General features: G+C 65.2%; 20 protein-coding genes. 10 read left to right on the forward strand and 10 right to left on the reverse strand.

Annotated elements, in window-relative coordinates:
* Nucleotides 1–24 precede the first annotated feature (24 nt).
* Nucleotides 25–978, reverse strand: a complete 954-nt coding sequence (locus CH271_RS10910; protein ID WP_094633600.1) for a hypothetical protein — start codon at nt 976–978, stop codon at nt 25–27.
* Nucleotides 979–1191: 213 nt separating this feature from the next.
* Here CH271_RS10910 and CH271_RS10915 point away from each other — a divergent pair, with 213 nt between their 5' ends.
* Entirely contained in the window at nt 1192–1584 is a 393-nt protein-coding gene (locus CH271_RS10915) for an OsmC family protein (protein ID WP_037190645.1), read from the forward strand.
* A gap of 50 nt (nt 1585–1634) precedes the next feature.
* Complete coding sequence (locus tag CH271_RS10920) at nt 1635–2471, forward strand: YihY/virulence factor BrkB family protein (RefSeq protein ID WP_037190646.1); 837 nt, start codon at nt 1635–1637, stop codon at nt 2469–2471.
* On the opposite strand, the gene CH271_RS10925 is transcribed toward CH271_RS10920, so the two are convergent.
* The 4 genes from CH271_RS10925 to CH271_RS10940 all read right to left on the reverse strand — a co-directional run bounded on the left by CH271_RS10925 (nt 2419) and on the right by CH271_RS10940 (nt 6829).
* Nucleotides 2419–3243: a CDP-alcohol phosphatidyltransferase family protein gene (locus CH271_RS10925; RefSeq protein WP_094633601.1), complete on the reverse strand. Its 825-nt coding sequence runs from the start codon at nt 3241–3243 to the stop codon at nt 2419–2421. The genes CH271_RS10920 and CH271_RS10925 overlap by 53 nt on opposite strands.
* Nucleotides 3244–3256: 13 nt before the next feature.
* Nucleotides 3257–3487, reverse strand: coding sequence for a hypothetical protein (locus tag CH271_RS10930; protein ID WP_230596266.1), 231 nt, complete (start codon nt 3485–3487; stop codon nt 3257–3259).
* An 85-nt stretch (nt 3488–3572) separates the two neighbouring features.
* Nucleotides 3573–5894, reverse strand: coding sequence for a glycosyltransferase (locus CH271_RS29290; protein ID WP_256986359.1), 2322 nt, complete (start codon nt 5892–5894; stop codon nt 3573–3575).
* Nucleotides 5891–6829, reverse strand: coding sequence for a WcbI family polysaccharide biosynthesis putative acetyltransferase (locus CH271_RS10940; protein ID WP_256986360.1), 939 nt, complete (start codon nt 6827–6829; stop codon nt 5891–5893). Before CH271_RS10940 ends, CH271_RS29290 begins: the two co-directional genes overlap by 4 nt.
* Nucleotides 6830–6997: 168 nt before the next feature.
* Between CH271_RS10940 and CH271_RS10945 the strand changes: the two genes are divergently transcribed.
* From CH271_RS10945 to CH271_RS10965, 5 genes are read left to right on the forward strand one after another with little or no spacing between them, the layout of a single operon-like run.
* Nucleotides 6998–8077 (forward strand): glycosyltransferase, encoded by a 1080-nt coding sequence (locus tag CH271_RS10945; protein WP_094633787.1) that lies wholly within the window; start codon nt 6998–7000, stop codon nt 8075–8077.
* Nucleotides 8074–9183 (forward strand): glycosyltransferase, encoded by a 1110-nt coding sequence (locus tag CH271_RS10950; RefSeq protein ID WP_037190648.1) that lies wholly within the window; start codon nt 8074–8076, stop codon nt 9181–9183. The genes CH271_RS10945 and CH271_RS10950 overlap by 4 nt, the downstream gene beginning before the upstream one ends.
* Complete coding sequence (locus CH271_RS10955; protein WP_094633603.1) at nt 9180–10184, forward strand: glycosyltransferase; 1005 nt, start codon at nt 9180–9182, stop codon at nt 10182–10184. Before CH271_RS10950 ends, CH271_RS10955 begins: the two co-directional genes overlap by 4 nt.
* Nucleotides 10181–11011, forward strand: a complete 831-nt coding sequence (locus CH271_RS10960) for a galactosyltransferase-related protein (protein WP_094633604.1) — start codon at nt 10181–10183, stop codon at nt 11009–11011. The genes CH271_RS10955 and CH271_RS10960 overlap by 4 nt, the downstream gene beginning before the upstream one ends.
* Before the next feature lie 34 nt (nt 11012–11045).
* Nucleotides 11046–12068 carry an LLM class flavin-dependent oxidoreductase gene (locus CH271_RS10965; protein ID WP_094633605.1) on the forward strand — a complete coding sequence of 341 codons (1023 nt, stop codon included), beginning with the start codon at nt 11046–11048 and terminating at the stop codon, nt 12066–12068.
* A 42-nt stretch (nt 12069–12110) separates the two neighbouring features.
* Here CH271_RS10965 and CH271_RS10970 read toward each other — a convergent pair whose 3' ends face one another.
* Nucleotides 12111–13298 (reverse strand): esterase/lipase family protein, encoded by a 1188-nt coding sequence (locus CH271_RS10970; protein ID WP_094633606.1) that lies wholly within the window; start codon nt 13296–13298, stop codon nt 12111–12113.
* A 352-nt stretch (nt 13299–13650) separates the two neighbouring features.
* Here CH271_RS10970 and CH271_RS10975 point away from each other — a divergent pair, with 352 nt between their 5' ends.
* Both CH271_RS10975 and CH271_RS10980 read left to right on the forward strand, forming a co-directional pair.
* Nucleotides 13651–14904, forward strand: a complete 1254-nt coding sequence (locus tag CH271_RS10975; protein WP_143546043.1) for a PucR family transcriptional regulator — start codon at nt 13651–13653, stop codon at nt 14902–14904.
* Nucleotides 14901–15629 (forward strand): EAL domain-containing protein, encoded by a 729-nt coding sequence (locus tag CH271_RS10980; RefSeq protein WP_256986361.1) that lies wholly within the window; start codon nt 14901–14903, stop codon nt 15627–15629. Before CH271_RS10975 ends, CH271_RS10980 begins: the two co-directional genes overlap by 4 nt.
* A gap of 82 nt (nt 15630–15711) precedes the next feature.
* Here the strand turns inward: CH271_RS10980 and CH271_RS10985 are convergent, their stop codons facing one another.
* Nucleotides 15712–15909: a CsbD family protein gene (locus tag CH271_RS10985; RefSeq protein WP_027496220.1), complete on the reverse strand. Its 198-nt coding sequence runs from the start codon at nt 15907–15909 to the stop codon at nt 15712–15714.
* Between the two features lie 119 nt (nt 15910–16028).
* Here CH271_RS10985 and CH271_RS10990 point away from each other — a divergent pair, with 119 nt between their 5' ends.
* Entirely contained in the window at nt 16029–16490 is a 462-nt protein-coding gene (locus CH271_RS10990) for a hypothetical protein (protein WP_037190657.1), read from the forward strand.
* 67 nt (nt 16491–16557) lie between these two features.
* Here the strand turns inward: CH271_RS10990 and CH271_RS10995 are convergent, their stop codons facing one another.
* From CH271_RS10995 to CH271_RS28810, 3 genes are all read right to left on the reverse strand, one after another.
* Complete coding sequence (locus CH271_RS10995) at nt 16558–17106, reverse strand: Dps family protein (protein ID WP_037190670.1); 549 nt, start codon at nt 17104–17106, stop codon at nt 16558–16560.
* Nucleotides 17107–17187: 81 nt separating this feature from the next.
* On the reverse strand, nt 17188–18255 hold the full coding sequence (locus tag CH271_RS11000; protein ID WP_037190659.1) for a TerC family protein: 1068 nt from the start codon (nt 18253–18255) through the stop codon (nt 17188–17190).
* Nucleotides 18252–18404: a hypothetical protein gene (locus CH271_RS28810; RefSeq protein ID WP_170945704.1), complete on the reverse strand. Its 153-nt coding sequence runs from the start codon at nt 18402–18404 to the stop codon at nt 18252–18254. The genes CH271_RS11000 and CH271_RS28810 overlap by 4 nt, the downstream gene beginning before the upstream one ends.
* Nucleotides 18405–18416 lie beyond the last annotated feature (12 nt).

Raw genomic sequence — 18416 nt, forward strand, 5'->3', positions numbered from 1 at the left:
CGCAGAAGGATCGGTCGATCGTCGTCAGTCGACGGAGATGACATCCTTGGCGATTGCTGCCACGCGCGTCTGTCCTGCGGACACGACTCCGTGGCGGTTCTTGTGTGCCTCCTCGTACGTCACGACGGTGCGAACGTCGGCCGGGTTCGTGAGGTCCTTGATGGCGGCGACGGCGTCCGAAACGTTCAGGTCGTCGTAGTCCGCGATCGGCAACTCGTCGGCGTCCAGGGTTCCGCCGGCCGACCGTGCGGTGTGGATCGCGTCGGCGACCGAATCGACTCCCTCGCTGCGGGTGACGTCCTCGGCTGCCTCGAGTGCCGCGTCGCGACTTGCCGTCAGAGTCCTGACAGCCACGTCACCGGCATGAGCGCCGCGGCCCAGAAGCGCTGCGAGGCGGTCCGGGGTGGCGCGAGCTGCGTCCAGTGCGCGATCGAGACCGCGAGCCGACCAGGTTGCCGGTGCGTTGACGATCTTGACTGCGGTGCCTGCGGCGGCCTGGAACGGAGTACGACGCAGCGCTGCGGGTCCGCCGAGGGCGTCTTCCGCGAGCACGGTCTCGAGCCACTCCACCGTTGCGCTGTGCGCCGTGACCAGCCGAGACGCCAGTGCGACGACGGTGGGCTCGTCGGCTGCCGTGGCCAGTGCCTTGATGTACTTGGCGCGGCCCAGGAGCTGCTGCTCGAGTGCGAGATCGCCCAGCAGGGCCTCGTCGAACGGCTGTGCCTGCTCCGCGACCGTCTTGACGGCAGCGAGTGTGCGGCCCAGGAACGGCGCGACGAGTTCGGGCAGTCCGCCGAGTCCGCGAAGGGCTTCCTCGATGGCTGCTGCGCGCTCGCGTCCGTTCGCGGCGTTCTGAGTCAGCTCCCTGCGTACCGCCTCGGTGCGCGCCTGAACGACGCGAGTTTCCGCGATCTGAATTTCGGTGTTCGTCAGCTGCAGTGCGATGCGCAACTGCGCGATCAACGTGGATGTGCTCATGGTGCTCCCCTTTCGGTCGGGTGGTCGATTTTTTCTGGCCGATGCCTGTGGGTCACAGCGTGATGCTCGGCCCTGACAGCTGCGTTACCCGTGAGTAGGTTCGGTCAAACTGATGTGTGCGATATGTGAACATCGACACGTACCCTTCGGTCTCGTCTCGCGCCCGCCTGCTCCGGCGGTTTCGATCGGCTGCCGACTGGACATCCGACATCGATGAACACCGCGCTGTACACAGCAACTGTCTCTGCCACCGCAACGGGAGTCACCTCCGACGACGGCGTCCTCTCGCTCGGTGTGCGCGAACCCGAGCAACTCGGTGGGCCGGGGCAGTGCACCAACCCCGAGCAGCTGATGGCCGCCGCACTGTCGAGCTGCCTGGTCGAATCTCTGCGTATCGCGCTCGGAACCGTCGGAGGCAGCGTCGACGATCTCGCGGTGAAGGGCACCGTCGTACTCACCGACTCCGACGCATCCGGTTACGACGCGAGGTTCGCCCTCGCGGTTTCTCTTCCGGGCACCGACGACGCCGAAGCAGTGTTGGCGCAGGCAAAGTCGATCTGCCCGTTTCTCAAGGTCATCGACGGAGTGGACATCACCCTTGAATGAGGCCGTGACGGTCGGCGTGTACTTCGGTGCCCGCGCGAGATGACCGCGTGATGACCTCGATACGCACCCGGGCAGCGCGGGGAGTCGGCGCGATCAAAGCTGGATTCGCCCGCGAGGACACCACCTTGATCGCGGGCGGACTCACCTTCTACGCCGTCATCGCCGTGGTGCCGCTGCTGCTTCTCACCATCCGCGCCTGCACCCTGTTGGTGTCGGCGGACTGGGTCCGTGGCGGATTCGACGCCATGTCGGCGTTGCTGCCCGACGCCCTCGGTGCGCGCGCGGCAGTGGATGGATTGGCTACGGCCGGAGTCGAACTCGGGCCGATCGGCGTCCTGATCGCCATATTTCCCGCGACGTTCTACGGTGAGGGTCTGCGACGGGCGATCGTGCGGTTCGCACCGACTCGAGAATCGTTCACCGGTTGGCGCGGTCGGCTTGCGATGGTGCCGTTCTTCGCCGCGGCACCGGTCCTACTGGCCGGCGTCCTCTGCGTTGCGCGGTTGCTCGACGCATTGACCGGGGGCGGCGGAATCGGTGCCATGACGCTGCGCGTGTTCCTCGGCTTCAACTGCCTGTGGTTGATCCTGTCGGTCCCGTTGGCGTGGACCTATCGCGTGATCGCGCCTCGCGCGGTGGGCTGGCGGGCGTTGATCGTCGGATCACTCGTCACCTCGTCCATCGTCACCGGATTCGTACACGGATTCATCTTGTTCCTGGCGATTCCGGTGGACCTGGGTGCGCCGTTCGGAGGCCTCACCGCTATCGGCGGCGGGGTGGCAATCATGTTGTGGATGTTCGTGTTCCATGTGCTGGCTCTCGCCGGCTGGCTGGTCACTGCCGAGTTCGATCGGCTCGACGATGCAACCCGAACATCAACTGGGTGAACCCGACGACCGCGAGTGCGCACGTCACCGACATTCCGATGGTCGCCGATGTTCCGGCAGCAGCCGGGGCGGCACCGACGACAGTCGCCGTGACCGCAGCCGCTATCACCCTCGAGGGACGCTCCCACACCGTCAGGAAGCCGACATCCTCGATGCCGGAACCCACTGCGCGGGCACGGGCCATCTCGTGTAGCAACGTCGTCACGCCCACCGCGACGACGAGCGGCATCGGGGCTCCGAGAGCAAGACCGCTGGCCAGTAGCAGCAGGTCGCTGCAGCGATCGGCGACGGTGTCGAGCAGGTACCCCCATTGGGATTGGGAACGGCCGATCATCGCGACTCCGCCGTCGATACCGTCGAGCAGGCCGGAGATCACGATCAGTACAGCTGCGATCAGTGGTGCCGAGGTGCCGGGTCGCGACAGAGCCACTGCCGCTCCTGCCACGACGACGGCGGTGAGGGTGACGGCGTGAGCGGAGACGGACGCGCGCACCAGCGGCGCGCTCAACGAGTAGACGACACGGAGCCAACCCGAGACCAGCGCGGACGAGGATGGATCGATGTGGTTGTGCAGCGTCGACCACGTCGACAGATACTCCTCGCGAGTCGCCGGCCGTGCCGGAATACGCTGCTGCTTCGACGTACTGCGCTGATTGACCATCGAGGACCCTTGCTCGGCACTGACTGGTAGGAACTCGACGAGCGGGTGACCGGCGTGTGCGCGTCGAGACTTCGAGGCGGAGTACCCGCCCACAGCGTTCTCAATCCGCACCCCGGCCGAGTCCTCAGTCGTCTTCGGAGTTGCTTGCTCTCCTGCGTGCTTTCAGTCGCGAGATCTTGATGCCGACGGCAGCGAACACGAGCAGCCATCCCGAGATCAACACTCCGCCACCGACGAACGCCGCTCGGCGCAGCGGATGTTCGTCGGCATACACGTATCCGACTGTGCCCCAGATCAATGCAACCAAGGCGATGATCGCCATCATCCAGATCATCGAATACAGCGTTCTGTTCATTGTCCACCCGACCTTGCTGTTACGTCGTCCCCGACGAGCGCGGACTCCCATTCTTCCATCAGTGGCCACCACACCGTATTCGCCATCACCAGGACAGATTCGGTTGATGTTCACCGGTCGAGATCCCGAATTCGACGGCCGTGCGGTGCATGTGCCCGAAGAGCTCTCCGGCCACGTCGAGCGGATCGCGACCGAGCGCATCGGCCCACCGCGCCGCACGCGCACTCGAACGCGAACTGCGACACTCGACGACACCGCTGCCGCCGACGTCCACGGTCATGCGATCGGCGCCGGTTGCCAGCATTCGGCGCAGAGCGTGATCACCGAACAACACGAGTCCGCGCACGTGCACGACGACGTGGCTGCGACCGGTGTCGGCAGGGCGACCCAGATGAATGCGTGGGTCGACGTCGCCCCACGGCTCTCGTAACGTCGCCGCGTCCGGACCGTCCATCCACACCGCGCAATCTCGCTCGCGCAGAACGGAACCGACGGTGGCGAGCAGCGAAGCCGAACTGTGTCCGGCGGAATCGACGATCACGACGATCTCGGGCACGGCGTAGACGAGGCCGTGCGTGCGAGCGGCAGGGTCGGTGATGCGCGAGGACAGCATCAGGGCTTCGAGATTCTTGCGTTCGCGATCCCCGCCCGTCCGCTCGGCCCATTCGGGTCCGTCGTGCCAGGCGACCGCTCGGGGCAGGTGCGCGAGGACGGCGCCTGCGTCGTACGCGCGATGTGCGAAATCCCAGTCCTCTCCGCCGTATCCGACGAAGGTCTCGTCGAATCCACCGATCTCGGAGAACAGCTGACGGCTGCACGACATGACGGCGCTGATGATGTACCGGTACGAACGTCGATCGGCATCGAGCAAGTCTCGCGAGTGCGAATACCCGTCCCGAAGCCACGCAGGCTCGGACAACTCCGGCGGCCCGGACGATCCGCCGCCGAACCATCCGGCCACGTCCTCGGCGGACCAGCCCGTCAGATCGGCGTGCCGTCGCCGACCCACGGTGAGGGCATCGGGAAGGGCCCCTGTCAGCCGTACCGATTCCGCGATGTACCCGGGTTCGGGGACGGTGTCCGCGTCCAGAAAACACAGGATCTCCCCGTCGGCGACCGATGCGCCGAGATTGCGCGCAGCCGCTGCGCGAAAGCCGAGATCCTCCTGTCGAACGACGGTGATGTCGAGAGCGGGCCGAAAGGCATCGACGTCCGGTGCTTCGTGGGACCCGTCGTCGGCCACGATCACCTGTAGCAGGGAGGCCGGGTAGCTCTGCAGTGTGAGCGCAGTGAGTACGAACTCCAGCTGACGCTGCTGGCGAAAGTACGGGATCACCACGGACACTCGCGGATCCCGATCGACGGGCTCGGCGAGATCCCACCGATTGCTCGGTACCACCCACCGGCCGTCGGGTAGCTCCGTCGCCGTTGTCGCACATCGTTCGTCGAACAATCCGCGGTACAGCGCGGCGGCCTGCTCGAGCGTGGGGTAGGTGACCACGTCGTGCCGCTGCCATGTCCTGTCGGGATGGAGCAGAGCCTCTGCCATCGCAGCGGCGAGACCCTCGACCGAATTCTCGTGAATCCACAGCGCGCCGGGGGAGTTGGCCTCCATTTCCTCCACGTATCGACCGCGCGGGACGAGTGGTCGACGGCCTGCCGCGATCCAGGAATTGATCGAACCCGATGCCGATACGTGTCGGTGGAATGCGACGGGAATCGCAACCGACCGCAGGAGCTCGTTCAGCGCGACATCGGGAACGAAACCGGTCGAGGTGAACGATCGCCCGAGTTGCTCTGCAGCACGACCGAGTTCGCCGATCATGGATTCGTGGCCCGGTGACGCGGACCCGATCGAGAGAACGTCGACATCGGTGTCCAGCGACGTCATGGCATCGAGGACCTCCTCGTGCCCCTTGCCCGGATAGACGAATCCGAGTATTCCGACCATTCTTCGCGGGGCGACGCGGTCCTCGGTCCGCGCCGCCGCGCGTCCGATCGGGAGCGGGATCACCCGAACGTCGTGCCGACGATCCAGGACGTCCTCGAGCAGCAGCCGCTCGTGCATGCTGGAGACGACGACGGCCGAGGCGCAGTGTGCCACCCGTCGATAGCAGTCCTTCCGCGCCTCGAACGCGTGGCCGTCGGATGCCTGCGGAACATCGTGCACCGTGACGGTGATCGGTGCACGATGCCGCTGCGCGAAGGCGACGAAAGCATCCGCTGCCTCCCCTGCAGTTCGGCCGAACAGCCGGTCGGTGAAGTGCACGTGGAGGGGAGTGTCGAGCGGAGGATGCTCGAGATCCGACACCACCGGACTCGCTGTTGCGGAGGCCAATTCGCGTGCGCAGCGGACGACACCGTGCTCGTTCGGCCCCATCGCCAGATGATGTACCGTGCCGGTCACGGTGTCAGCTCCAGTGTTCGGATCAGCTCCGCGTGACGTTCGAGCGCCGCACCGACGAATTCGGGACGATCTGCGTACCACTGCAGGTGAGCGCGGTGAACGGAATCCGGCGACAGAGGAGCGCCGTCCACCGACCAATTCGGCCGCGAATCACCCTGCAGGTCAAGAGCATTCAACACTCGTCTCTCGACTGGCGCGCGAACACCTCCGAGCAACTCGCGTCCCGGATCCCGGACCGTGCTGCCGGTATCCAACTGATCGAGTATCCGTTGGGCAAGGGCACAGAGCACCACATTGGTCGCATGATTGATCGTGTGGGTGGCGTTGCTCCCGGCACCTCCGAACAGATCGGAGGCGACGATGTCGGTGTCCCGGCGTTCGCGTCGCCGCAACTCGTCGAGGCTCGCCTCGGCTGCCTGTCGCAGACCGTCGTCCGAGACCGATCGATCCCAGTCCTCGTCGCCGCCGAGGCCGCGACGGGCGGCGAGAATCGTCCGTAAGTCGTGGTACGGCACCATGTTCGGGACCGCAGCGGGGTCGCTCGGGTGTCGAACGATGACTTGGAAGGGGTGCAGCCCCGCGTATCTGAGCACCGGCCACCGGACGACGGTGGCGTCGGGTGCGAGTGCTTCCGTGAGGTCGGGCACCCCCAGCGGCAGTGACCGATAGCCGGCTCGTACCGGCTGGGTGAGCAGCACCGACGCCTGACGCACGAGGCGGTCGACGTGGGGCAGGTCCGAGGATTCCAGCTCGTGCACAGGAGGGATGCGCACCGTGCGCAGCGGCATGGCCGGATCGGAAGCGAGGAGGATACGCAGCGCCTCGGCCTGGCAATTTCCCCAGACGAGCAGAAGCGGTCTGTCGTCCTGGGCGCGGAGACCCGGGTTGTCCACCAGTTCGTAGAAGTCGCCGTAGTGGCGGGTGCGACCGTCCATGCTTGCCCCGACGTCGTGTGCTCGTTCGTGTTGGACCATTCTCTCGTCAACGTAGACCCGGTGAACGGGCTTCGCCAACCCCGATTGAATCCGGGTGCAACTGGGTACTGGCAACGTATCGCGTGTCGGGACCAGGCACGATCCGCCTGCTCGTACCCGAAGGAATTCATGATTCGCGTCGCATCGGTTCCGTCCTCGCACGCCTATGTCCGGCACCTGCAGCCCGTCGTCGGCAACGCCGCGCAGTCCGGCGACACATCGGTGGTCGTGCTGCCCGATCCGGCCCCCGCCCGAGTCGACGTACCCGGCCAGTGGTGGCCCCCACGACTGCTCGATGCTCAGTGGCTCGCCGAGCAGACCGACGTGCACTTCGATGTTCTACACGTGCATTTCGGGTTCGAGTCCTTCGCGCCGGACGAGCTCACCCGTACGGTCGACCATCTGCGCGCCCACCGTCAGCCGTTGGTTCTGACCGTCCACGACCTGCACAATCCCCATTTCGCCGACAACGCCGATCACCTGCGACAGTTGGACGTACTGGTTCGCGCCGCCGCCGCCGTCATCACCCTCACCGCGGGAGCCGCTGCCTGGATTCGCGAGCGGTGGGGCGTCGAGGCAACGGTGGTCGACCATCCGCACGTCGTGCCGCTCGAGCGGATGGCTCTACCGCGCGCGGCGTCGGACTCGTTCGTCATCGGCGTACACGCCAAGAACCTGCGGTCCAACATGGATCCGTTGGCTGTGATGGATGCGGTGGTCGAGGCCGCTCGATCTCTGCCCGACGCCACCGTCCGGTTGGACATCGACGAGGCCGTGTTCGAGTCCTCCAGCCATTGGTACAGCCCGACGGTCGGCGCAAAGTTGCTCGACTACACGAGTTTTCCCGATGTCGACGTGCGAGTGCACCAACGTTTCGACGACGATGCGCTGTGGGACTATCTGTCCTCGATCGACGTCTCGGTGCTGCCGTACCGATTCGGCACACACTCGGGCTGGCTCGAGGCCTGCCGCGATCTCGGTACCTCCGTTGTCGCGTCCGACTGCGGCTTCTATGCAGATCAGGCCCGGGTGCACAGTTTCCGAATGGGAATCGATTCGTTCGATCCCGACACCCTCGTTGCTGCCGTGCGGGCATCGCACGCCGATCGAACGCCGGCAGTCGATTCCGACGTTCGCGCGGAGCAACGACAACGAATCGCCGCAACTCATGCAGCGATCTATTCAGCAGTGACAAAGGAGATGCGTTGAACGAGAGCCCACTTCGCATCGCGGTGCTGGCGTCGTCGAGTTTTCCGGTGGCCCAGCCATTCGCAGGCGGTCTGGAGGCACACGTCTACAACCTGGTGCGCGCGCTCGCCGAGCGTGGACATCAGGTGAGTCTGTTCGCTGCAGACGGATCGAGCGTCGACCTCGACGCGACGCTGTTGCCGGTCCGAACGCTGGATCTGACGCCGATCTCCGTCGCCGACGTTTCGATCACTCCCACCGCGATCCGCGAGCATCACGCGTACCTGGCGGTCATGTTGGAACTCGCCGGGACGCTGTCTCGGTCCTTCGACATCGTGCACAACCACAGCCTGCACTACCTTCCGCTGGCGATGTCGGCGACGCTGTCGGTACCGATGGTGACGACACTGCACACACCTCCGTTCGCGTGGCTGGAGTCCGCAGTTGCGTTGGCCCCTCCCCGTGCCAACACATTTGCCGCGGTCAGCGAGTTCGCTGCCTCGCAGTGGGCCGATGTCACCGACGGAACCGTCGTCATTCGCAACGGAATCTCGTTGGCGGACTGGCCGTTCGGCACCGGCGGTGACTACGTGGTGTGGTCGGGTCGGGTGGTCCCGGAGAAGGGGTTGCACCTGGCCATTGCGGCTGCGAAGGAAGCGGGCCGCTCGCTGCGTATCGCCGGCCCGCTGAGCAATCTCGAGTACTTCCACGAGTGCGTCGAGCCGATGCTCGACGAAAACATCCAGTACGTCGGGCACCTCGATCAGCCCGCCCTGGCGGCATTGGTGGCGGGTGCCGAGGTCGCGCTGGTCTCGCCGGTCTGGTCCGAACCGTACGGCCTGGTGGTGGCCGAAGCACTGGCCTGTGGCACTCCGGTCGCCGCGTTCGCCAGAGGCGGCATACCGGAGATCGTCGATGGCTTGTCGGGAGTTCTGGTGGCGGCCGACGACGTTCATGGCCTCGCCGCAGCGATCCCCGCGGCGGCAGCGCTGAAGAGGTCCGACGTCCGGGCGCGGGCGGAGAAGGTGTGCTCGATGGATCGGATGGTGGACGAGTACGAGGCGCTCTACCACTCGACACTGGCCGCGTCCGCCGACTCCGTCGACGAACGACTCGCGATCGCGTGATCGGCTACTACGCGCATCACCATGGGGTCGGTCATATCACCCGATCCGACGCCATCGCACGCTCGATGTCGGAACCGGTGACCGTGCTGTCCTCGAGAACTCGACCTCCGGGGCATGCGGCGGCCGAATGGCTCTCGTTACCACTCGATGTGGACGACTCCACGGACGCTGTGGCACAGGATAGTTCGGCAGGCGGAGTGCTGCACTGGGCTCCTCACGGCGTGGACGGTCTGACCGAGCGGATGGCGATCATCGCGGACTGGGTGGCGCGCGAGCGGCCGCGGGCAGTGGTGGTCGACGTCTCGGTGGAGGTCGCGATGTTCTTGCGGCTCATGGGCGTTCGCGTGATCGTGATGGCAATTCCGGGGGAGCGGGACGATCCGATCCACAATCTTGCCTATCGGGCAGCGACCCGCATCGTCGCGCCGTGGTCCCGCGAGGTCTACGACCCGGCCTGGCTGCGCCCCTTCGCCGAGAAGACCACCTATGCAGGCTCGATCAGCCGGTTCGCCGAACGTGAGCGCGTCGGCGCCCACGCCGATCCGACGGTGGTGGTTCTCGGTGCCGCCGGTGGCACGGCGCTGACCCGAGACCTGGTGGACTCGTGGTCGGCAGTGGACGCCCGCTTCGAGTTCCGCGCACTCGGCGTCGCAGGCGGCGACTGGGTGGACGACGTGTGGCCGGTGTTGTGTTCGGCAGCACTCGTCGTCACGCACGCCGGCCAGAACGCTGTTGCCGACGTCGCCGCCTCGGGCGCGCCCGCCATCGTCGTGCCGCAGGCTCGACCCTTCGGCGAGCAGTCGGCCACCGCGGCGGCACTGGCGCGCGGACCGTTCGCCGAAGTTCTCGACTCGTGGCCCTCCGTCGCTCGGTGGCACGCCACGGCGAATCGCGCCCGCGAGATCGGTGGCCGAGGGTGGTCCGCGTTGCGTACCGAGGGAGCGCCCGCCCGTGCCGCCAGGGCGATCGAGCTGGCAGCACCTCGAACGGTGCGACAGTGAAGACCGTCGTCGTCACCGTGGTGTCCGGTCGACACGAGCACCTGGCCGCTCAGGTGCGCGGTCTGGGCACATCGACGGAAGAGCAGGTGGAGCACGTCGTCGTCTCTATGGGCGACCACGCGATCGTCGACGTGCTCGCTCGATCGGGTTCGGCGGCGACGTGTATCGACTTGTCCGCACAGAGTCCGCTCCCGCTGGCTCGCGCCCGCAATCGGGGCGCGGCCGCAGCCCTCGAACGGGGCGGAGAACTGTTGGTGTTCCTGGACGTCGACTGCATTCCTGGCCCCGACATGATCGAGCGATACCGCCGGACGGTAACGCTGCCAGGCAACGAACGATCCCTGCTCTGCGGTCCGGTGACCTACCTGAAAGAGAAGGACATCGGTGTCGAGGGCGAGGCTCTGACGTCGCTGACCTCACCGCATCCGGCGCGGCCGAACCCGCCGGTCGACACCGTCGAGCACGGAGACAACTTCGATCTCTTCTGGTCGCTGTCTTTCGCGGTCGGGGCAGCGACCTGGACCGAACTCGGCGGCTTCTGCGAGGACTACACCGGCTACGGCGGTGAGGACACCGATTTCGCAGCCACTGCGGAGGCGTCGGGCATGGGGTTGCGGTGGGTCGGCGGGGCGCACGCCTACCACCAGTTCCATCCGGTCTCCGATCCTCCGGTGGAACATCTCGACGACATCGTCGCCAATGCGCGCACGTTCTTCGATCGATGGGGTCGGTGGCCGATGATCGGCTGGCTCGACGCCTTCGCCGCTCGCGGCCTCGTCGAGTTCGACGGCTCCGGGATTCGCCGCACGGCCGACCGATTCGTTTAGGCTGGGTCGAAATTCGGCCGAATGGAGTCTCGACGTGCCTACGCCTTCTCGTCCGTTGCGGTCGCTCGGATTTCTCACGATCGGGCTGTTCGACGAGTCCGATCCGGCACGCGGCCACGAATCGACGCTGAACATCATCGAACTCGGTGAGCAGTTGGGCTTCGACAGCGCGTGGCTTCGGCATCGTCACCTGCAGTTCGGAATTTCCTCACCCATCGCAGTCATGGCTGCGGCATCGCAGCGTACCGACCGGATAGCGCTCGGTACGGCGGTGACACCGCTGGGTTGGGAGAACCCCCTGCGGCTCGCCGAAGATCTGGCGACCGTCGACGTGTTGTCCGGTGGGCGGATCAATCCCGGAGTCAGTGTGGGACAACCGATGCAGTTCGAGCGGGTCAAACATTCGCTCTATCCCGACACCGCCGATAGCGAGGATTTCGGGTACGAACGGGTATCGAGGCTGCTCGGGTTCGTTGCCGGAGAGCCGGCGTCGGCGTGGTCGGGGACGGAGGGTATCGAGTCGTATTCCGCTCGCGTGCAGCCGTATTCACCCGGTCTGCGCAGTCGAATGTGGTACGGGGGAGCGAGCCTGCGGTCGGCGCAGTGGGCCGGTGAGAACGAGATGAATCTTCTGGTCAGCAGTGTGGTGCGCGCAGAGGAGTCGACCGATTTCGACGACATCCAGCTCTCGCACATTCGGCGCTTTCGGGAGTTCCACCCGGCCGGGGGCGATGCGAGGGTCTCGCAGGGTTTGGTGGTGATTCCGACCGACAGTGCGAGTCCTTCGCAAACGGCCAAGTACGAGGAGTACGCGCGTGGGCGATTCGCGCGCACGCTAGAGCCGCAGGGTCCGGCTCGGATGTTGTTCGCGCCCGACCTCGTCGGGACTTCGGACAGGATCGCCGAGAAGTTGTACGCCGACAGGTCGTTTCGTGAGGTGGACGAGGTGGCGTTCGCATTGCCGTTCAGCTTCGACCACGAGGACTACGTACAGATCCTGACCGACATGGCACACACGCTCGGGCCCCTGCTCGGATGGGTGCCCGCGCAGCAGTGAGGGCGACCGGCGTCGATGGCCGATCGCCCTCACCGAGGTGAACTAGCCGCCGGTGATCGGTGAGTTGAATGCACACGGGATCGACTTCGTGGGGAAGCCCTTCGGATCCAGTGCATTCTTCACGATGCCGATCGCGCGAGGCGAGACCGAGATCGACAGGTGGTCCGACAGATCGATTCCGCAGCCGTCCTGCAGGGTGATGTTGTTGACCGTGGCGCCGGGGCCTGCGGTGAGGAACGTCGTCTTGTACGGGGTGACGACCTCGTCGTACTTGGTGCCGATCACGGTGTACTTGATGCCGGGGTCGGTGTCTCCGCCCACTGCCAATCCCTTGACCAAGTCCGAGTCGATGACCTGATCCGAGGCTGCGGGTCCGGCGATGGCCCCGACGACGCCGAGCACGTTGAGGCCGATGTTGTTGATCGTGCGGCCCAGGGTGCCGATTCCGACGAGGGTCGTTCCGTGGTTCGAGCCGGCGACGCTGACGACGGTGTTCACCTTGTTCTTCGTCGGGTCGGCCGGGTTGGCACCGCCTTCGAAGCGCAGGTACTGACGGGTGACGAGTCCACCCTGCGAATGGCCGACGATGTCGACCTGTGCGGAACCGGTGGCAGTACGTACTGCATCGACGTAGGTGGCGATCTCCTTGGCGCTCGACGCCACGGACGCGGTGCCGCGCAGCGACGGGAGGTTGCCGACGACGCTGGCGTCGCCGTCTCCGTAGTTCAGCGCGAAGATGCAGTAGCCCTCCTTCTTCAGGGCAGGCGACATACGAGCGAAGTTGTTGTACGCGTTCTCCCACGTGCCGTGCAGTAGCACGACCGGGCGCGGGTGGGCTACGGACGGCTTGCAGTTCCAGTCGTTCGCACCCTGAGGCGCGACGTCGGGGTTGACGAGGCTGTAGAGGAATCCGGCCAGGAAGTTCTTCTGTTCCGGTCCGTAGCCCTTGGTCTCGGTCCGGGGGTCGTAGGTGATCGTCGCGGGAGCGGCGGATTCGATGTTCGGCTGGGCGATGCCCTGGTCGGCTGCCTTGGGCGATGCCTCGGTCGGATCGGGCGGAACAACTGTGTCGCCCTGCACGGTGGCGGGCGGAGCGGGCGTGGTGGCGGGCTGTGCCTGTGCTGCAACACCGGCACCGAGGGTGAGTGAGCACGCCATTGCCGCGATCATTGCAGCGCGCACCGTCGTTGCCTTCCGCGTCGTGCGGAAGGTGGTCCGAGAAGTGGTCATGGAGCCTGACTTTCGACGAGGTTGTTGGACAAGGCGGAACAGTAAACGCGGATTTCGGTCGATTGCGCTCTCCTGCCAGGCGTTTGGAATCCGCCCGCAACCGATGTCTCATATGTGAGAGAACGTCACAAGTGAGCTGATGTCCCGATTCAAGATGGACTGCCGGATATAATCGTCGAAACAATCCGCAGGTTTGATTTTTGTTCTACTGTTCGTGTGTCCGCATCCCGCTCGGCGTCGGTCGATACGGATGCAGTCACGCGAGGTCGGGGCCGAGCGATCGTCGAACGATGCCGGCGGGGCGGGGAAACAAACCTGAAGCAGGTTTCGAGTTCGAGGGGTGGGGTCTTCGGTGACGGCAGCAGGGAGCGTGCAGGTGTCGCAGGAGGAGTTCGTCAGTGGGCGACGGGCGTCCGATCGTCTGCGGACGCCGCGAGAGACGGCCGCACGCATGCTGGATCAGCACTTCGGCGAACCCGAGGACACACCACCGCCGCGCGAGTGCGCCCGCGGTGAGCTCGACGACATGACGACGACCTGCTGCGAGCTGGCGATCGGAGTCCTCGAGTCCGGTCGGCTGCCGATACCCGGTGCGATGGACGTCTTTCGCGACGCAGCAACCCGGTGGGCGCGTGACGGCGTACCGCTCGGCCGTATTCAACATGCGATCAACGAGGGCTGCGCACTGGCTGTGCGACAGGCACCGCGCGCGGTCGACGAGGGTGCCGACGATCGGCTCGTCGACGGAACCGTCCTGATCATGGAGCTGTTGGATGTCGTCACCGCAGCCGTGGCCGACGCCTACCTGGCCGAATTCAGGACGCTGACTCAGAACGGTCCCCGTCACGACGTGGAACTGCTCGACGCGTTGCTCACCGGTGACGGCACGGCCCGCAAGATCGCCGACCGGATGGGTACGCTGCTCGCCGAGGACTATCACGTTGTCGCCCTGCACTTTCCGACCCACGTCGACGAAGGTGGCCGACGGATCGACGCCGCGATGATGGCGGCTCGAAAGCTACGAAGAATCCACACTGCGCTGGCCACGTTCGACGCGACCTGCGCGCCCATCGCGTCCATCGGTCCCACCGGCGGTACCGTCCTGCTGCCCGACGTCCCCGGTGTCGACATCGGCGAACTGGTCGATCGTCTGGCCGAAGCGGGCCAGGTGCCGGTGACCGCGACGACCGGGTCGGCCGCGATCGACGACATCGCCACGACCTCGCCCCACCTGTACGAACTGCTGAGTCTCGTGCGTCGCCTCCGGTACGCACCCGGGACGTACCGGATTTCGGATCTCGTGTTCGAGTACCAGGTGAGCAGGCCGGGCCTGGGTCGCAAACATCTTGTGACACTGATAGATCCGCTGCGCGATTCGGTCGACCTGTTGCCGACTCTGCAAGCGTTCGTCGACTCGGACTCCAACCGAAAGAAGACGGCCACCTGGCTGACGGTGCATCCCAACACCGTCGACTACCGCTTGAAGAGGGTGGAGCAGCTCACCGGACTCGATCCGATGAAGCCGTCCGGTCTGCGAAGGCTGCACGCTGCTCTGATCGCAGACCGCCTCGAAGCCCGCCGCCCGGTGGACGAGCGATCACTGTGACCGCGCCGGACGGCGCGGTGCTCGCAGCGTCGGCGGCGCTCGATCAGGTGGAGTCCGTGGCGGCTCTGTTTCAGCCCGTCGTAGAACTGGCCACCGGGGCAGTCGTCGGATACGAGGCTCTGGCCAGGTGGCCGTCTCCTAGTCTGGCCGTACCCGAGGACGTGTTCGCGCTGGCGCGAGAGCGCGGGATGGTGGGTCGCGTCGATGTCGCGTGCCGCGCCGCTGCACTCCGCGCGGCGCGCGAGCGCGCGTACTCGCGTCGGGTGCGCTTCTTTATCAACATCGAGCCGGGCTGTTTCGTCGACGAACGCGACGTCGATGTCCACCTCGATGCGATCGGCGACGACCTCGACGTCGTCCTCGAGATCACCGAGCGAGACCTCGACCGAAACGTCCCGTTGTTGATGACCCTGGTTCGAGGAGCCCGCGCTCGCGGCATGTCGGTGGCCATGGACGATGTCGGTGCCACACCTGCAACGTTGGAACTGTTGGACTCGGTCGCGCCGGACATCGTCAAACTGGACGCGTCGATCGTCCGGTCCCCGTATCGCTCACGTGCCGCGGTGCGGCAGGTGCGGGCCTATGTTCGGTCGAGTGATGCCGTTCTGCTGGCCGAAGGAATCGAAACCCCTAGGCATCTACGTCGAGCCGTGTCGCTGGGAGCAACCCTCGGTCAGGGCTGGCTCTTCGGCCGTCCGATGCCGCTGCCGAATCCGCCGATGTGACGAGTGGCCAAGGGACGAGGAAACCCCGCACCTTCACGGCCTCGGCCTTGGTGCGGGGTTTCGGTACGACCGATCGAGACGATCAGTTCGTGAACTTGTCCTTGATGTTGCCTGCGGCGTCCGAGACGTCGTCGCCGACCTGCTTGGTCTTGCCCGACGCCTGATCCTTTGCGCCTTCGGCAGCAAGGTCGTCGTTGTCGGTCTTGTGGCCGATCTTTTCCTTGGCTTCGCCCACGAGCTCTTCTGCCTTGTGCTTTGCCTTGTCGATGAAATCAGCCATGGTGAACTCCTCGAAATCGATTGTTCTATCCGTTCACGAGGAGCTATACCCGTGACAGCCCGCAGTAATCATCGAAGCGCGCGCGGGTAGTGCCGGGGTGATCGGGGTAGTCCTCGCCAATGGATACAGAGATCGGTGCACAGCCGTCACACGAGACCCCATCGGCCGAACATCGGCGCCCGAGCGGCGTGGACGACGCGACCGTGGCCGCAGTGGGAAAGATGTCCGAGGCGCTCGAGTGCGTGGAGCGGGCCCGGGGACATCTCTACTCGTTCCACCAACTGATGGGACATTCCGACCTGCTGCTGGGCGAGGCCGTCGAGGCACTTGCCGATGCAGATCACGACGCGATCGCGCAGCGAATCGACGACGACATGATCGGTCGAAACATCGCACCGGGGCGTTGGACGTTCCAGCTCGTCGAAGAATTCGACGACGGGTACTGGAGTCCGTTGCGCGAGCACGAGAGGGCCGTCCGGGACGAGTTGCTCGACGGACGTCGCCACGTCTTCGAGGCCGAGATGAAGGAAAAGCGTCGAACCCACGGCCGCAGCGGGCACGAAGCGAGGCCGGCCGACTGACCGCCGGTTCACGAAAAAGCACCGACCCCGCCGGTTGACGGCGAGGTCGGTGCTGGAGTGTGAGTGTCTAGCCTGCTTGCTTCGCCGCGTCGACCTCGCTGGTCGCGTTGGCGGTGGACAGCTGACCACCGGAGTTCTCCAGGTGTGCCCGCACGAACCAGTGGAAGAGTTCGAGCTGCGCGCTCTGGCCGATGAGCATGTCCTCGGTCACCGGGTCGATCTCGCCGACCTCTTCGATGTTCTTGCGGGTGGTCTCGATGACACCGGTGTAGACCAGGTCGAGAGCTCCGAGGTGCTCGATGGCCGTCGCGCGACCGATCGAGTAGTCGTCCCAGGTGCGCTCGGAGACGATGGTGCCCGGTGTGCCCTTGGCGGAGGAGCCGAGGGTCGCGATGCGCTCGGCGACATCGTCTGCGAAGCCACGAACAGCCTCGACCTGCGGGTCGAGCATCTCGTGTACCGAGATGAAGTTGGGTCCGACGACATTCCAGTGAATGTGCTTGAGCGTCAGATGGAGGTCGTTGTACGCGTTCAGTCGATCTTGCAAGATCTCGGCGACGCGCGCGCCCTTTTCCGAGGTGAGTCCGGGAACGGTGTACGAGTTCTTTTCAGCCATGATCAGTGATTGCCCCAACGCCCCGGAACACAAACATGCCCCGGCCGAACAGATCGGCGGGGCATGTCTCGTGCGGTGCTTCTACTTGTCGAGTCTCGGTGAATCCGTACCGGAGGTTCCCGTCGGCGACGTGCCGGCGGTGGATGTTCCATCCGTCGGATCGACGATCGGACTGTTGGCGGCGACCTCGTCGATCTTGCCTGCTTCGTCGTCTTCCTTCGGCGGGTTCTTCAGGCTCAGGATGATCGAGCCTGCCAGGACCACGATGATGACCACCAGGCTGACCAGCGAGGGGATCTCGGGGATCGAGGTGCTGATCACCTTGTGTCCGGCCTGCAGGATCAGCTTGACGCCGATGAAGGCGAGGATGATCGCCAGTCCCTTGGACAGGTAGTGGAACTTCTCGAGCAACCCTGCGAGCAGGAAGTACAGGGCGCGAAGGCCGAGGATGGCGAACGCGTTCGAGGAGTAGACGATGAACGGGTCGTCGGTCACCGCGAGAACGGCAGGAACGCTGTCCACTGCGAAGACCAGGTCGGCGGCTTCGATCGCCACCACGACGGCGAGAAGTGGCGTGGCCACCCGCTTGCCGGCTTCCTTGACGAAGAACTTGGTGCCCTCGTATTCGTCGCGGACAGGAATGATCTTGCGAAGCAGGCGAACTGCGATCGAGGTGCTCGGGTCGTACGAGTCGTCCTCGTCCTTCATCAGCTTGTAAGCGCTGTAGAGGAGGATGGCTGCGAAGACGAACAGAACGGCAGCGAACTTGCTGACGATGGCCACACCGGCGGCCAGGAAGATCGCACGGAAGACCAGGGCACCGATCACACCGAAGAACAGCACGCGGTGCTGGTACTCACGCGGAACCTTGAAGTAACCGAAGATCAGCGCGAAGACGAAGAGGTTGTCGACGGACAGACTCTTCTCCAGCAACCAAGCCGTCGTGTATTCGACTCCGGCCGTGGTTCCCAACGTGAAGAACACCACGATGCCGAAGATGATGGCCACACCGACCCACAGGGCGCTCCACCACGCGGCTTCCTTGAAGCCGATGATGTGGGCACCGCGGTGCGCCAACAGGTCGATGGCCAACAGGATCAGGACGACGGCACCGAATGCCGCCCATGCCCACCACGGGACGACGTTCATGAACGGCCACCTCTACTAGTGAATTTGCTGCCGAGCTGCTTCAACTTCGCCTGATTCTCGGGCTTGGTCGCGTACCGACGTGCTTGATCGATCATCTTCTTGCCCTGCGGGCTGCGAGCGAACGATGTCAGCTTCTGTGTCAACGACATCTGTCACATGCT

It is taken from the genome of Rhodococcus sp. 05-340-2 (assembly GCF_002258915.1).
Taxonomy (GTDB): Bacteria; Actinomycetota; Actinomycetes; order Mycobacteriales; family Mycobacteriaceae; genus Rhodococcoides.

Bases quoted from the DNA above. Each gene is read 5' to 3' on its own strand.
- CH271_RS10910 (WP_094633600.1), bottom strand. From the start codon at position 978: ATGAGCACATCCACGTTGATCGCGCAGTTGCGCATCGCACTGCAGCTG.
- CH271_RS10915 (WP_037190645.1), top strand. From the start codon at position 1,192: ATGAACACCGCGCTGTACACAGCAACTGTCTCTGCCACCGCAACGGGA.
- CH271_RS10920 (WP_037190646.1), top strand. From the start codon at position 1,635: ATGACCTCGATACGCACCCGGGCAGCGCGGGGAGTCGGCGCGATCAAA.
- CH271_RS10930 (WP_230596266.1), bottom strand. From the start codon at position 3,487: ATGAACAGAACGCTGTATTCGATGATCTGGATGATGGCGATCATCGCC.
- CH271_RS10940 (WP_256986360.1), bottom strand. From the start codon at position 6,829: ATGGACGGTCGCACCCGCCACTACGGCGACTTCTACGAACTGGTGGAC.
- CH271_RS10945 (WP_094633787.1), top strand. From the start codon at position 6,998: ATGATTCGCGTCGCATCGGTTCCGTCCTCGCACGCCTATGTCCGGCAC.
- CH271_RS10970 (WP_094633606.1), bottom strand. From the start codon at position 13,298: ATGACCACTTCTCGGACCACCTTCCGCACGACGCGGAAGGCAACGACG.
- CH271_RS10985 (WP_027496220.1), bottom strand. From the start codon at position 15,909: ATGGCTGATTTCATCGACAAGGCAAAGCACAAGGCAGAAGAGCTCGTG.
- CH271_RS10990 (WP_037190657.1), top strand. From the start codon at position 16,029: ATGGATACAGAGATCGGTGCACAGCCGTCACACGAGACCCCATCGGCC.
- CH271_RS10995 (WP_037190670.1), bottom strand. From the start codon at position 17,106: ATGGCTGAAAAGAACTCGTACACCGTTCCCGGACTCACCTCGGAAAAG.
- CH271_RS11000 (WP_037190659.1), bottom strand. From the start codon at position 18,255: ATGAACGTCGTCCCGTGGTGGGCATGGGCGGCATTCGGTGCCGTCGTC.
- CH271_RS28810 (WP_170945704.1), bottom strand. From the start codon at position 18,404: ATGTCGTTGACACAGAAGCTGACATCGTTCGCTCGCAGCCCGCAGGGC.